14 protein-coding genes are annotated in these 14740 nt (G+C 40.0%); 9 read left to right on the top strand and 5 right to left on the bottom strand.

Going from position 1 to position 14740, the window contains the following annotated elements:
* Positions 1 to 9 precede the first annotated feature (9 nt).
* The 4 genes from AC1DQW_RS12660 (at position 10) to AC1DQW_RS12645 (ending at position 3045) form a co-directional block, all read left to right on the top strand.
* Positions 10 to 975: a glycosyltransferase family 9 protein gene (locus tag AC1DQW_RS12660; protein ID WP_477454413.1), complete on the top strand. Its 966-nt coding sequence runs from the start codon at positions 10 to 12 to the stop codon at positions 973 to 975.
* A 92-nt stretch (positions 976 to 1067) separates the two neighbouring features.
* A complete protein-coding gene (locus AC1DQW_RS12655) occupies positions 1068 to 1694 on the top strand; it encodes a porin family protein (protein ID WP_477454412.1) in 627 nt (208 codons plus the stop codon).
* A 103-nt stretch (positions 1695 to 1797) separates the two neighbouring features.
* Positions 1798 to 2484: a porin family protein gene (locus AC1DQW_RS12650; protein WP_477454411.1), complete on the top strand. Its 687-nt coding sequence runs from the start codon at positions 1798 to 1800 to the stop codon at positions 2482 to 2484.
* Positions 2485 to 2568: 84 nt separating this feature from the next.
* Entirely contained in the window at positions 2569 to 3045 is a 477-nt protein-coding gene (locus AC1DQW_RS12645) for a SixA phosphatase family protein (protein WP_477454410.1), read from the top strand.
* Between the two features lie 124 nt (positions 3046 to 3169).
* On the opposite strand, the gene dprA is transcribed toward AC1DQW_RS12645, so the two are convergent.
* Together dprA and AC1DQW_RS12635 are read right to left on the bottom strand one after the other, a co-directional pair.
* Positions 3170 to 4267, bottom strand: a complete 1098-nt coding sequence (dprA, locus tag AC1DQW_RS12640) for a DNA-processing protein DprA (protein ID WP_477454409.1) — start codon at positions 4265 to 4267, stop codon at positions 3170 to 3172.
* 450 nt (positions 4268 to 4717) lie between these two features.
* Positions 4718 to 5710: an IS110 family transposase gene (locus tag AC1DQW_RS12635; RefSeq protein WP_477454408.1), complete on the bottom strand. Its 993-nt coding sequence runs from the start codon at positions 5708 to 5710 to the stop codon at positions 4718 to 4720.
* 407 nt (positions 5711 to 6117) lie between these two features.
* On the opposite strand from AC1DQW_RS12635, the gene AC1DQW_RS12630 reads away from it, so the two are divergent.
* From AC1DQW_RS12630 to AC1DQW_RS12610, 5 genes are all read left to right on the top strand, one after another.
* Positions 6118 to 6498, top strand: a complete 381-nt coding sequence (locus AC1DQW_RS12630; RefSeq protein ID WP_477454407.1) for a BlaI/MecI/CopY family transcriptional regulator — start codon at positions 6118 to 6120, stop codon at positions 6496 to 6498.
* A complete protein-coding gene (locus tag AC1DQW_RS12625; protein ID WP_477454406.1) occupies positions 6495 to 8555 on the top strand; it encodes a M56 family metallopeptidase in 2061 nt (686 codons plus the stop codon). The genes AC1DQW_RS12630 and AC1DQW_RS12625 overlap by 4 nt, the downstream gene beginning before the upstream one ends.
* 43 nt (positions 8556 to 8598) lie before the next feature.
* Positions 8599 to 9921 (top strand): M56 family metallopeptidase, encoded by a 1323-nt coding sequence (locus AC1DQW_RS12620; RefSeq protein ID WP_477454405.1) that lies wholly within the window; start codon positions 8599 to 8601, stop codon positions 9919 to 9921.
* Positions 9922 to 9942: 21 nt separating this feature from the next.
* Positions 9943 to 11685, top strand: coding sequence for a M56 family metallopeptidase (locus tag AC1DQW_RS12615; RefSeq protein WP_477454404.1), 1743 nt, complete (start codon positions 9943 to 9945; stop codon positions 11683 to 11685).
* A gap of 317 nt (positions 11686 to 12002) precedes the next feature.
* Complete coding sequence (locus AC1DQW_RS12610) at positions 12003 to 12248, top strand: hypothetical protein (protein ID WP_477406241.1); 246 nt, start codon at positions 12003 to 12005, stop codon at positions 12246 to 12248.
* 101 nt (positions 12249 to 12349) lie between these two features.
* Here AC1DQW_RS12610 and rsmG read toward each other — a convergent pair whose 3' ends face one another.
* The 3 genes from rsmG to AC1DQW_RS12595 are packed head-to-tail and all read right to left on the bottom strand — an operon-like array spanning position 12350 to position 14686.
* Positions 12350 to 12982 carry a 16S rRNA (guanine(527)-N(7))-methyltransferase RsmG gene (gene rsmG, locus AC1DQW_RS12605; RefSeq protein ID WP_477454403.1) on the bottom strand — a complete coding sequence of 211 codons (633 nt, stop codon included), beginning with the start codon at positions 12980 to 12982 and terminating at the stop codon, positions 12350 to 12352.
* Entirely contained in the window at positions 12972 to 13577 is a 606-nt protein-coding gene (locus tag AC1DQW_RS12600) for an RNA polymerase sigma factor (protein WP_477406245.1), read from the bottom strand. Before AC1DQW_RS12600 ends, rsmG begins: the two co-directional genes overlap by 11 nt.
* Positions 13568 to 14686, bottom strand: a complete 1119-nt coding sequence (locus AC1DQW_RS12595; RefSeq protein ID WP_477454402.1) for a glycosyltransferase — start codon at positions 14684 to 14686, stop codon at positions 13568 to 13570. The genes AC1DQW_RS12600 and AC1DQW_RS12595 overlap by 10 nt, the downstream gene beginning before the upstream one ends.
* Positions 14687 to 14740 lie beyond the last annotated feature (54 nt).

Genomic DNA, 14740 nt, shown 5'->3' with positions numbered 1-14740 from the left:
CACATCAACATGAAGATACTGGTGATCCGTTTTAGCTCGATGGGCGATATTATTTATACTACCCCGGTTGTGCGCTGCCTCAAAAAACAGGTCCCCAATGCTGAAGTGCACTTTTTAACCAAGCCTGCCTTTAAATATATCTATGATAGCAATCCCTATGTAGATAAACTGTTGCTACTAAAACCCTCCCTTACTGATACCATAAAAGAGATAAAGGCCGAGCAATACGATCATATTGTTGATTTGCATAATAACCTGCGCACCACTATTATAAAACTACGCACTGGCATAAAATCAACCACCTATAAAAAGCAGCCCATTAAAAAGTGGCTTAGTTTAAAATTTAAACTAAAGCTGATACCTCCCACCCATTTAGTTGACCGTTACCTGGAAGCAGCGAAACCTTTAGGAGTTGTTAATGACAACCAACCCATTGATTACTACGTCAAAGCCGGATATCAGCTTAATAAACTACTTCCGGCATCGCACCAAAACGGCTACATCGCGTTCATCATAGGGGCAACACATTTTACCAAGCGGATGCCAAATGAAAAAATTATCAGTATTTGCAGTCAGCTTAAACTACCGGTTGTATTGTTAGGCGGTAACGATGTTAAAGCTAATGGTGATGTTATTGCTGAAGCAATAGGCGCTCCTGTTTATAATGCTTGCGGCATAACCTCGCTTGATGAATCTGTTTTCCTGGTATCAAAATCCGAAAGTATCATTGGTTTTGATACCGGCCTCACGCACATTGCCGAGGCTTTTAACAAACCCATAGTATCTGTTTGGGGCGGCACTGTACCGGAGTTATTGGGCGTGCAACCCTATATGGTTGAGGATGTACTGGTTGCAGGCATTGATTTGGATTGTCGTCCATGCTCCAAATTTGGGTTGGAGAAATGCCCGCTCGGACATTTTAAATGCATGAATGATATGCCTGTGGATGGGATTATTGAGTTTGTAAATAAGTAATGCCCTATCTTAATTATAGGTAGCTGTTATATTATTAATCAGCCATTCGTAATAGTTTCATATTATCTACTCTAATATTTTAAACCTTATCAATGAAAACACTTTTCCTTTCCCTTTTTTTTGTCATCGGTTCATTTACCTCTTTTGCACAATTACCGGGCTTTGGTATTAAAGGAGGGATTAATTTTTCCAAATTAAGCACATCGTCTCAAAACAACGATCCCTATATTATCTCATCCACGCTAACCACATTTTCCGTTGCGGCCTTTATCGATTTCAAATTTGGTAATTTTTCGTACCAGCCGGGTGTAAATTTTACTGGCAAAGGCGGGCAGACTTTTTATAAGGGATTACCAGCAGATGGTATAGATGTTACCGAAAAAGTAAAGTTATATTACCTCCAGGTACCAATGAACATAGTTTATCATTTTCCCGTTGTAATTGGTAACCTGTATTTGGGGGCAGGTCCCTATGCTGCAGTTGGTACAACAGGAAAAATAAAATATTCAACTTCAGCAACTTCAAAAACCCAGGATGTAAAATTTGGCAGCAATGGCGATTTTAAAGCAACTGACTTTGGCGCCGATATTATAGCTGGCTTTCAACTTAATACAGGTTTACTTATAAGCCTAAATTACGATCTTGGTTTATCAAACATATCAAATGACGGTAATACCAAAAACCGGACGTTTGGGATTTCTGTTGGCTTTGTGTTTTAACATTTTACCAAAGCATCTAAAATTATATTGTGATAAGTAGGTTGCTTCTTTTTGATTGATTGATTTTTATACATTTGTTAAATTTCGACCTAACCAAAATCAAGTGAAAAAACTATTACTCCTGCTATTCTTAACTACCTCATCAATTGCAACTTTTGCACAATTGCCAGTTATCGGTATAAAGGGTGGTGCAAATTTTGCAACGCTTACTTCGTCAGGAACTGCGGCTAATATGATTGCCGGATCAAATGTTTATGCTAATTCGGGTTCGGTTACCTCATTTAATGTAGGTGTTTTTATTGATGTTAAACTTGGTCATTTCTCATTACAACCTGCTGTTAACTTTACCGGTAAAGGCGGTACATTTAATGGTTTTACAGGCACATTTCCAAATGGTTCAAAAAGCGAGGTTACCACCAAATACAATTTATACTATGTACAGGTGCCTTTAAATATTGTATATCACGTTCCATTTGTGGTTGGCGAGTTTTATATTGGTGCAGGTCCTTTTGTGGGAATGGGTGTGTATGGAAAAAAGAAATTATCGGCCGATAACAACAATAATGGTACGCATACGATGATTTCATCAAGTGATAAAATTACGTTTGGCGATAATGGCGATATCCGGTCTGACGAGTATGGAGTCGATGCTATAGCGGGTATTAAATTAAAAGGAGGCCTGCTTTTTAATTTAAATTACGACCTCGGATTATCAAACATAGCCCCCGATGCTTTGGGCAACAAATTTAAAACCCGGGTTTGTGGCGCTTCAGTAGGATTTATTTTTTAATTTTTTGAGTACATAAAGAAACAAAATGCATCATTATATACTTAATTTTAAAAAAGAGATATAAGCCTCTCCTTTATTTAAATCATGAAAAAGCTACTCCTGATTCGCCACGCAAAAGCAACCCACGAAGCCGGTTATGTTGACTTTGAACGACCATTAAAACAATCGGGCAAGGACGATGCAGAACTGATGGCTTCAATTGTAAAAGGGCAATCTATTAGTCCACAGGTCATTATCACCAGTCCGGCGTTGCGTACACAAACAACAGCTGATATTTTTACCAAACACCTGCAATTACCCAAAGCAGGTACCGATAAAAGGATCTATGAAGCCGGCGAAAAAACCTGGATAAAAGTAATTAACGATTTGCCAAATAAGTATGATTTTATTGGAATTGTAGGTCATAACCCCGGCATTAGCCAGGCCCTGCACTACCTCACAAGCCAAATTCGCGAAATGCCTACCTGTGCGGTAGCCCTCATCACCTTTGATAACGATAATTGGCAATCCATCAGCGAAGAAGATGGACATTTAAGCTTTTTTGATTCGCCTAAGGGATAAGAAGCTAAAAGCAGGATGCACAAAGGTTGAAGCCAATACATTGATTTTCAATCTTAATAGACTTCATATAAGATATTAAACAGCAATATTTTTAATCTTCGGACCCAAGACTTAGAACTACCTACTAACTCACCCTATAAGTTTTCCCCGGTAACGATCTGATATATCCCTGCATTTCCATATTAAGCAGGTTCATTGCCAGAATGCTCATAGGCATATTGGCTTTTATGGTAAGTTCGTCTATAGCCAAAGGCATTTTGTTTTCCTGTAAAATATCAAAAATAAAGCGTTCATCCGCTGACAGATCCAACGGTAACATAAACTGTTCAATGGGTTTGGTATTGTCGGCCTTTTCCCAACCGAGGCTGAAAGCCAGGTCGGCCATGCAGGTAAGCAACGCTGCTTTGTTATTGCGAATGAGGAAGTTACAACCCTCCGAATAAACATCGTCCAACCTGCCTGGAAAGGCAAACACATCCCTGTTATAGGAATTGGCAATTTCGGCAGTTATCAATGCGCCTCCTTTTAAACTTGCCTCAATCACCACGGTAGCATCAGCCATACCGGCTACAATGCGGTTTCGCTGCGGAAAATTCTCCCTGTCGGGCACTGTGCCGGATGGATATTCGGTTAATAAACCGCCATTTTCCAGCATTTTATCGGCGGTTCCCCGGTTTTGGCTGGGGTACAACCTGTCCAGCCCATGCCCCAGCACACCTACTGTAGGCACATTTAATCGCAAGCATTCCCTATGAGCGGTTACATCAATGCCCAAAGCAAGCCCGCTTACTATTAATACATTGTATTGTTGCAACTCCTCAATAAGCTGCCGGCACAATTGGCGGCCATAATCAGTGGCATTACGGGTACCCACTATGCTGATCACCTGCGGCGGATTCAGGTCCATTTTCCCTTTAGCATACAATAGTATAGGCGAATCGGCACAGTTTTTTAACCGCTTGGGATACCTTGCATCCGTATAAAATATCAGTTCTATTCCCTGTTTGTCTACAAAAGTCAGTTCCTTTTCGGCCAGTCTCAGCGCTTCATTAAAATCCCACTGACCGGCTCTTTTTTCGCCGATACCCGGTATAGTGCTCATTTTGGCGGGCGAAGATTTAAAAACCGCATCAGCACTCCCCAAATAAGCCATCAATGACTTAGCTGCCACYGGACCTAAATTTTTAACAAATGATAAAGCGGTATTATATAGTAAAGACATTTTAAATGTGCAGATTTCAGATGAGCAGATTAGCTGCCACCTGTTTATGATACGAACATACAAAATCCTAAAAATATTAGCAAATATATTCGAATTTCAAATGTGCAGATGCAGGCACTTTTACTAAGATTAAATTTTCAAACCGATTATTCAATAATCTGCATATCTGCTCCCTCATCCACACATCTACTGCGTGTACATATGTTTATCCTCAGTTTTCTTAAAGGAAGATTGTCATTTCGAATCCTTGAAGGGAAGGCCTATGTACGGAAAGGGTGAGAAACTATATCTTGAGCGCAGCGAAAAATCTTATACGACTTTTAAGCGGACTATGCATGTCATCTTAGCATATCGCATAAGGTTTCTCTTTCGCGCCCCCCTCTTTCCCCGTCAAACTCTCTCGTATTCTAGGTTTACTACAATTCCAAATTTAATTTAAAAAAGGTTTTCTTAAGCGGATCTTCGATAGTTTTCCACATACATTTCTCCTCTTTTCACCAGGGAGAACATTCGTAAAATCAGCTTAAACTTTACATTGTTTAATACTATCCCATATTCCTTGTTTTTTAGTTGCCGCTCTGCATATGCCCGGAGTTCCGGGTCATGCTGTACGGCTGCTTTAGCCGCCTGGTTGAGTTCTTGTTTCAACTCTTTTTGAGCTAAGTTGCTTGTTCGTCTTCGCCCTTTTATGCTTGTGCCCGATGTATGTTCAAATGGTATCACTCCCACATAAACCGCGTAGTGCCGCCCATCAGGAAAACTGGTAAAGTTCTCCGTATAAGCTATCGTCATCCAGCCGTTTACCGGGCCGATGCCTTTAATACTGGTGATAATCCGGTAGTTCAAATACATTGATTCATTGCTTTTGATCAGATATATGATTTTGTCTTCTACCTGCTTGATATATTTTGTATTTGCTTCAATTTTTTTATTGGCTGTACTAATAATCATATCCTTATTTCCGAGCTCATACATGTGTTTCCGTTCCTTAACCGTGTTTTGATAACCGGCATTTTCCCGAACTAATCTTTTCCGGAACGATAGCAACTGCTTGAGTTCTAAGACATTCTTGTCCAGTGGCTTAGCCGGAGTCAAACGCTTGATCTTTTCATCACCGTATGTGCTGATCCGGTAAGCATCGGCCTTGTCGCTCTTGCCCCTGGCCATACCCATCGATTTCTTGATCTCCAGACCTGGAACCCTCCGGTAATTTATAGCCTGCGACTCGCAAAACTGGATAAACCGGTATTCATAACCGCCGGTATATTCCAATACGATAAACGTTTCCTGTAAATCGATCTCATGGTCTTTACACCACTTTTTAAACTTGCAGAACCCTACGCTGCTATTGTCTATACAGATAAATAATTTGTATTCTGCCCAGCAGATGTCAATCGTTTTTTTTGATACATCGACACCTAAAACAACATTCCATGTTCTCATACGTTTGTGTTTTTATAAGTTAAAATAATTGCCTTTTGCCAATCACCTTTGATAAATCAAGGGAATAATTCTAGTTGGGCCTTGGGCAATTTAAAAAGGCAGGGAACTAATACGACGAATGGTTCTACTAAACCAGAAATGACAAAAGTTCACCCTGCCTTTTTTATAACTTATCCACAAACTTTTTAGTTTTTAACACCCCCCTGCACCCCCCATTATCAACAATAACAATTCTTATTAATTTGCTATTCTAAGACCAAAGGAATTGACATTTTCTTTTATTAAAAAGATGTGTACACACAGTGGCGCACCTGCACATCCTCCCACAACTGAATAAAAAACTATAAAAATAGTTTGCAAACTATAAAAATAGTTCTACCTTTACTTAACTATAAAAATAGTTTGCTATGAATGTTAAAGAACTCACCAAAGCCGAAGAGCAGATAATGCAGATACTGTGGACTTTAAAGGAAGCCATTGTGAAGGATATTATTGAACAAATGCCCGAACCTAAACCTGCTTACAACACCGTATCAACCGTGGTACGGGTACTTGAAGGTAAGGGTTATATTGATCATAAGGCCTATGGCAACTCGCATGTTTATTACCCCCTTATCAGCAATGATCAGTACAAAAAATTCACTTTTGATAAGATGATGAAAAACTATTTCAGCAACTCTTATCAAAGCCTGGTATCATTTATTGTCGACGAAAAAAAAATCAGCATAAAGGAACTTGACGAGTTAACGTCCCTTATTGATAACCTAAAAAGCAAAAAACAATCATGAACTGGCTGCATTACCTCCTCGAAGCAAACATATACCTTGCGGTATTTTACGCCGGGTATTGCCTGTTTTTAAATAAAGAAACTTATTATACGCTTAACCGGGTTTACCTGTTGCTAAGCTGTGTTATCTCGTTTGTTTTACCGCTTATCCAGGTGGGTGCGTTAAAGCCCGCGGCCGCACCTTTGCAACAAACCTATATAACCGTGGTGCCAAATGCTCAGGCAACTACTGCCCCGGCAGCTGTAAATTACCAGCCCGAACTGAGCCAGTTTACGTTGCAGGATGCTGTTTGGTATATGTACATAACCGGTGTTTTAGTGATGACACTATTACTCATCATTAAGGTAGCCAGGCTCATCAAAATGACAAGGGGAAGCAATACGCTGCTTGATGATAAATATAAGTTGATAGGTATCGATGGCTCAAATACCGCTTTTTCATTTTTTAACTACCTGTTTATCGGCACAAAAACCACCGGGAGCGATATCATCATAAGGCACGAACTGGTGCATATTAAACAAAAACACTCGGCCGATATTATTTTTATAGAGCTTATCAGGGTCATCAACTGGTTTAACCCCATCATTTACCTGGTACAGGTAAGTCTTAAAACAGTGCATGAATACATTGCCGATGAGCAAACCGCAAACAAGGGAACCGATGCTATTGCCTATTCATCCTTTCTTGTTAATAATGCTTATGGTATTACCGGTTCATCTGTCACACATTCATTTTTTAATTATAACCTGTTAAAAAAGAGGATCATTATGTTAAACCAAAAACGTTCGGGCAATTTAGCAAGGCTAAAATATCTGGTGGCAGTACCCATTTGTGCAGTGGCGCTTTGCGCTTCAACATTGGCATTCAGCAAAAATTATGCTTTAGTTGACCTGGCACCTAAAAGAGTGCTTCCCGATACCGTAATTCAACATGTTTCGAAGCCTTATGTTAATACAAAGGGTTTTACTATTAATGAAAAAAGCTTCACGGCCAATGGCCAGCCAGGATTTATTGCAACCATTACCGATAAAAAAGGTAAAAAACTGGTAGCAGATGCCAGCAAAATTAATGCGTCCGGCGAGTCGATGCTATATGACGTTTATGGTTATAAATTTCCGGCTGCGGTGAAGGTTAAAAAAATCCCTTTGGATATTCCGCCACCCCCTATAGCTGTAAACGACAAATATATTGCGTTATTTAATCATTTAAACAAAACGGTTAATTACCCTGCCGACGCCTTAAATGCCAATAAATACGGAGTTGTTGGCATAATAATTACAGTAAAAAGCGATCACAAATTAACTGACGCCAGGATAATTAACAACGGTGGAACTGAATTTAACAACGAAGTTTTAAAATCAATTCAATCGTTTAATGGTACTGTTAAAGCATCGCCAGGCCAACACAAAGTGCTTGTTTATTTTTGTACCGATTATTATAAGTTTATTAAAACCAGGGAAGCAGCTATAATCAGTGATCCATCTTATGATTTAAGCATGCTCATCTATCGCGCAGGTAAATACCCTCCAATGGCCAACGGTGCGAAAGATCTGAAGGCCGCCAATGCTGTAGCACCACCTGCTGTTCCAAATCAAAATCCTAAACTCCCCCCTCCGCCACCGCCCGCTCCGCCGGTTAGCATGCAGGCCGATACACCGATCCGCACAACAACCGATGCTTTTTACAAATATGTAGCTAAAACCGTACGATATCCGGCTGCTGAACACAATGAACATATAGGCGGACGAGTGATCATTAAATTTAATATTGTTGACGGTAAAATCACCGACCCTAAAGTTAGTAGAACGCTTACCCCGGCAATGGACGAAGAGGTTTTAAGATCTGTTAAAGCCTTTAATGGCTCACTTGATCTAAAGCCCGGTTATTATTCCATGCCACTCTCTTTTACTTTGATTGATAGCAAAGATAAACAGGTTGCTCACTTGCCAAAGGCAACAGCCGCTGATAATCAGACACCAAAAGTGGATGTTTATACTGTATCAAAGCCATCCATTCCTTTAAATGAAATTGCTGTGGTAGGTTATGTAAATGATTAATCATAACGGTATTTTTCAATAATAAACCTATAAACACAACCCGATGAACTGGCTGCATTATCTACTGGAGGCAAATATTTACCTGGCTGTATTTTACGCCTGCTATTGCCTGTTTTTAAATAAGGAAACCTATTATACACTCAACCGGGCCTACCTGTTGTTGAGTTGTATTGTATCTTTCATCCTACCTGTAATGCAGATAGGTGCTTTAAAATCAGTGGAAAAGGTGCCGGAAATTACCCTGGCAAGCCATACTGGCCCGGCCCACACTATGATGGCCGCCGGTTCACTGACTGTGCAGCCAAACACAGTTTATCACATCACCTGGGATAATGTATTATGGGGTGTTTACATCATCGGGATATCGGTATTGGCTTTGTTACTGGTTATTAAACTGTTTAAACTGGTAAACCTAACCACATCAGGTAAAAGGCTTATTGATAATAAGTACAAGCTGATAGATATTGAAGAAGCGGATACTGCCTTTTCATTTTTTAATTACCTTTTTATCGGCACAAAGATCAGCGGCAGCGATATTATTATACGGCACGAGCTGGTACATATCCGCCAAAAACACTCGTTTGATATTGTTTTTATCGAGGTTATTAAAATCATTAACTGGTTTAACCCCGTCATTTACCTGTTACAAATAAGCCTTAAAACCGTACACGAGTACATAGCCGACGAGCAAACTGCTGCTCATGAAACAGATGCGCTGGCCTACTCGTCGTTCCTGGTTAATAATGCCTACGGGCTTAACGGCCCTTCTGTTACACATTCATTTTTCAATGATAATTTATTAAAAAAGAGGATCATTATGTTAAACCAAAAACGTTCGGGCAATTTAGCAAGATTAAAGTACCTGGTGGCCGCGCCTATTTGTGCAGGGATGCTTTGTGCATCAACATTCGCTTTCAGTAAAAATTATGGATGGATAAAGATCCCGCTCGAAACTAAATCTGTATCAGTGGGCAAGGTTACAGCAGATCCTAAAAGAGCAATTAATGATTATTTAGATAAAAACCTTGGATATCCACAAAATGCATTGAGCAATAACATCCCCGGCAATGTTACCTGCTTAATTAATATAGATGACAGCCATCATATAAACGGTATTAACGTTACCGAAAGCACCAGCCCGGAATTTTACAAACAAGTATTTAATTGCTTAAATAATTGTAAAAAAATTATTCCTGTTAAAGCAGGTACCTACGCTGTGTATATTCAATTTGTTTTACAGGGGCCAAATACTTTTTACGCTGACGCTGGCAAACAAAAAGGCCAACCTTATCCTTGCGCCATAAACCTTGTGCAGCTTGGATATTCAAAAACACTTAAAGCTGGAAAACAAAACCTGGTATTATAACTATCTATTATCAAAAAACCAATGAACTGGCTACATTACCTCCTCGAAGCAAACGTCTACCTTGCGGTATTTTACGCCGGGTATTGCCTGTTTTTAAATAAGGAAACCTACTATACGCTTAACCGGGTTTACCTGTTGCTAAGCTGCGTTATGTCTTTTCTTTTACCGGTTATCCAGGTTGGCGCTTTAAAACCGGTTGAGCAATCTGCCGGATCAATTGAGATCATTAGTACTCAATCAATTGAAATACAGCCAACTGCAGATACGATAATATTTGATGATGTATTAATATACACTTACCTGCTGGGGGTTATTGTTTTGGCCGTAGCGCTGCTTATAAAACTATCCAGGCTTATAAAAATGATGGGCAAAAGTAAAACACTTGTCGACAATAAGTATAAACTGATAGGCATCGATGGCTCAAATACCGCTTTCTCATTTTTTAACTACCTGTTTATAGGTACAAAATTAAAAGGCAGCGATACCATTATAAGGCACGAACTGGTGCATATTAAACAAAAACACTCGGCCGATATCATTTTTATTGAGCTCATCAGGGTCATCAACTGGTTTAACCCCATCATTTACCTGTTGCAAATAAGCCTTAAAACCGTACACGAGTACATAGCCGATGAGCAAACCGCGTCCCTGGAAAGTGACGCCCTCACTTACTCTTCCTTCCTTGTTAACAATGCTTACGGCATTGCCGGCCCATCCATAACGCATTCATTTTTCAATTATAACCTGTTAAAAAAGAGGATCATTATGTTAAACCAAAAACGTTCGGGTAATTTAGCAAGGCTAAAATACCTGGTGGCCGTACCCATATGTGCGGGGATGCTTTGTGCATCAACATTGGCATTTAGTAAAAATTATGGTTGGGTAGATATTGCACCAAAACATACTGCATTGCCCGCAACCACTAAAACCACCCCAACAATTAAAAGCGCAAATACCGTGGCCGATACATTGGCCAGGAGCCGGGTTAAAACAAAAGCTACAACGGCAAAAGGGTACAATTACGAAGAAACAGGCTACCTCATCAACAACAAAGCCGATTTCAGGGTGATTATTACCGATAAAAACGGCGATCAAAAAGAGTATTACAAAAGCAAAGCAAAACCCGAAGAGCTGGCTATGCTGAAGGAAAAATATGGCTATTCGTTCCCTAAAATGCTGATATTTCCTAAAATGCCGCCGCCGCCGCCAATGCCTCCTGTTGCTAGGGCCGATACGAATAAAATGCCGCCACCACCACCTGCATCACCAAAATCCGGCGCCAAAAAACTTCACAGGCTGCCACCACCACCGGTTGGTTCAGTGGATATTAACAAAATGCCACCACCGCCACCAGTTCCACCGGTTGGTTCAGCGGACATAGACAAAATGCCACCGCCGCCACCAGTTCCACCAGTTGATTCAAAAGACCTTGCTGCAATGCCTGTGCCTGCACAACCGGTTTCGCTAAAAAGGTTAAATTTAAAAGTGGCGCCTGTAAAAACCGCCGACATTACTATTGATGCGCCTGCTGCTACTGCACAGCCAGCTTCAACAAAACAGGTTAAAAAGTTGAATTTAAAAGTGGCACCCGTAAAAGTGGCTAAGGTTATTTTTGACGAGCCTGCTCCTGCACAACCGGTTTCACCAAAACAACTTAAAAATTTAAAAGTGGCGCCTGTAAAAGTGGTTAAGATTATTTTTGACAAACCTAAAGCAAAGGAAACTCCTGCACCGGCTGTAGCCCCTACCGATGTAAAACCATAATATCCGGCAGTAAGTTTAATGGTAAATGCAGTACCTGCACAGCATTAAATACATTTTATGATAAAAGGCGCACCGCATAAAAAAACCTCAACCCAATGAGGCAAAATTGCTGAACGGACTAAAATCCGCTTCGGCATTTTTCTGTATAAATCTCACCCTCTTTTTAACCCTTTTTCATTCAATTATCCTTAGGATAATATTAAAAAAATAGTTAACTTGGTACAAACACAACAAACATACTGTTTGTTGAAAAATCAAATACTCAATTGATATGCGGACTTAATAATACCAATTGGGTGTCATTTAAATCAATTATCATGAAAAAGTTTGGAATCACTTTAGTCATTGTGGGTATTGCTCTTTTTATTGTCAGCAACTTCTTCTACAAAAAAACTGTTAATCTGGTAGATAGTTCTGGCAGCAGCACAATTGTAACCGGCCCTAAAGGCAGCTGGACATTTAAATTACCGGTTTTTGCCGGCGGAGCACTGTTTGTAATAGGATTGGTGTTTTACGCTGCATCGCGTACAAATAACCAAAGCCATGATCATCATGCCATATAACAGCTAAAAGTTATTCATTTACGTCAACAAATTTATTTCGCCTGGCACAACGTGTTACAAGGGAGAGGAGAAATAATGTCATAAACCCAAAATCAGCAAAATTATACCGCGGCCTTTACATATATCACCTGCTTGGTTTCAAAAAACTCTTCCCCGAAATAATCTTTAAGGTGGTATTGCTGCACTTTAAGTCCCGATTCCTTGATCTCCTGGTCAAGATCGCCCCCTTTTAGGTAAAGGATACCATTGGGCAGCTTGTTTTTGGATTGCTTATTGAACTTAGTGCGTACCCATGGATAAAAATCTTTCAACTGGGTTACCGCGCGCGATACCACAAAATCAAACTTTTCGTCAACCTGCTCGGCCCGGGCATGCGTTGCTTCTACATTGTTTAAGCCCAAAGCTTTGGCTACTTCCTGCACCACTTTTATCTTTTTACCAATAGAATCAACCAAATGAAACTGCGTTTTTGGAAACAATATAGCCAATGGGATACCCGGAAAACCGCCGCCGGTGCCTACATCAAGTACAGTTTCGCCCGGTAAAAAGGACATTATTTTGGCTATGCCAAGGGAGTGTAAAACATGGCGCTCATACAGCAAATCGATATCTTTACGTGATATTACATTGATTTGGCTGTTCCATAAATTATACAGTTGGGGCAGTTGCTCAACCTGTGCACGTTGCTGATCTGTAAGGCCTGGAAAATATTTAAAAACGATCTCAGATGTCATCCCTGTTAAAGCGGTTTATGATGTTGCCCAATAAATACCGGGCCCTAAACAATTGTGCCTTAACGGTACCTAACGGCAAATCAAGCTGTTGGGCAATCTCCTCGTAAGATAATTCGTCAAAGTAACGTAAAGTGATCAGGTTGCGGTAACGCGCCGGCAAGCTTTCTATGAGTAATTTCAGTTCCTGAGTTTGTTGTTTTTTGATAGATGTTTCTTCGGGATTAAGTACATCTGCCTTTATCTGCAGCGGCTTTTCATCACCATCCTCATCTGTCATCCCGTGGATAGATTGGGTATTAAGTTTTTTCTTGCGGATAAAATCGATACAATTGTTGGTAGCTACCCTAAACAGCCAGGTGCTAAACGCATAATCCGGCTGGTATTTCTCCAGTTTTTCAAATGCTTTGGCAAAGGTTTCAACGGTTAGGTCCATGGCGTCCTCTTTGTTATTCACCATTTTAAGCACCATAAAGTAAATCGAATCCTTGTAACGGTGCATCAAGTCAGCATACGCTTTCTGATCGCCGGTGCGCGCCCTCACCACCAGGTGAAAATCGTTTTTGGCGTTCTCGGTAAAGTTTGCGTTTATTTCCATTGGGTAGTTTTAAAAAAGGCGCCAACCAAGCCAAATATATTTAAATACATATAATATATTATGTCAAAAAACGGCAAATACCAAATAAGATCTTTACCATCAAGCTTTTTAAATACCTTACTGTATATTATCAACTGCACAACAAGCCTAAAAGCCAGCAAACCTAATGCCAATAAGGGCTCATAATTTAAAACCAGGCAGAGTATGAATAATATATAAAATAAAAAACCGCTTATGGCATCAAAGCTAAGCATTTGGCGGTGCTTATTTTTGTATAATTTACCTACACCTGCATGTCTTTTCTTTTGCCTGAACCATGATGATAAAGTTGTTTTTGCACTGGTATAAATAAAGGTTTCGGGATGAATTTCGATAATAGTATTATCTGCTGTGGCATGCTGATTTACAAACAGATCATCATCGCCGGATATTACGTGCATGTGCGATGCAAAGCCTTTAGCACTAAAAAACAACGTTTTTGTGTAAGCCAGGTTACGGCCAATACCCATATATGGATCACTGTTTAAAGCACTCGACAAATAGTTCATACCTGTTTTAATGGTCTCGAAACGGGTAAACCTGTTCAAAAAACTGCCGGCCTTATAATAAGGTGAATACCCCAAAATTATCTCGGCTTTGGTACTAAAATTAACAGCCATGCGGGCTATCCAGTTTGCTGATGCTGGTTTACAATCGGCATCGGTGAATAATAAATATTCGTTTTTTGATGCTTTTATGCCAAGTGTAAGTGCAAATTTTTTGCCTGTTTTAAACCGGTCATGCTCGGTTATAGTAACCACCTTAAGATGCGGATACCGCTGTTGCATATCTTCCAGTATTTCATCCGAAGTATCAAATGAGCAATCGTTTATCACCACCACTTCAAAATCAGGATAATTTTGCTCTAATATAAACGGAAGATTCTCCTGCAGGTTTTTAGCTTCGTTACGTGCGCTTATAATTACAGAAACAGGTATCAGCACCTGCGGTAACTCATCCATATGCTGGTAGCCGGCAAGGCGGCTATGGTTGCTTACCAGGTAGTACAGCTGAACAATAAAACAAAGCTGAAAAAGCAGAAAGAGTACGTCTTGTATATAAGTTTCCAATGAACAAAAATAATCAGGCAAAGTTGTTAAAATTACACGAATTTAAAGACCTTA

Source organism: Mucilaginibacter sp. P5_A4, from assembly GCF_056400605.1.
The sequence above is the reverse complement of the archived record's forward strand: the minus strand, read 5'-3'. Positions and strand labels throughout refer to the sequence as shown.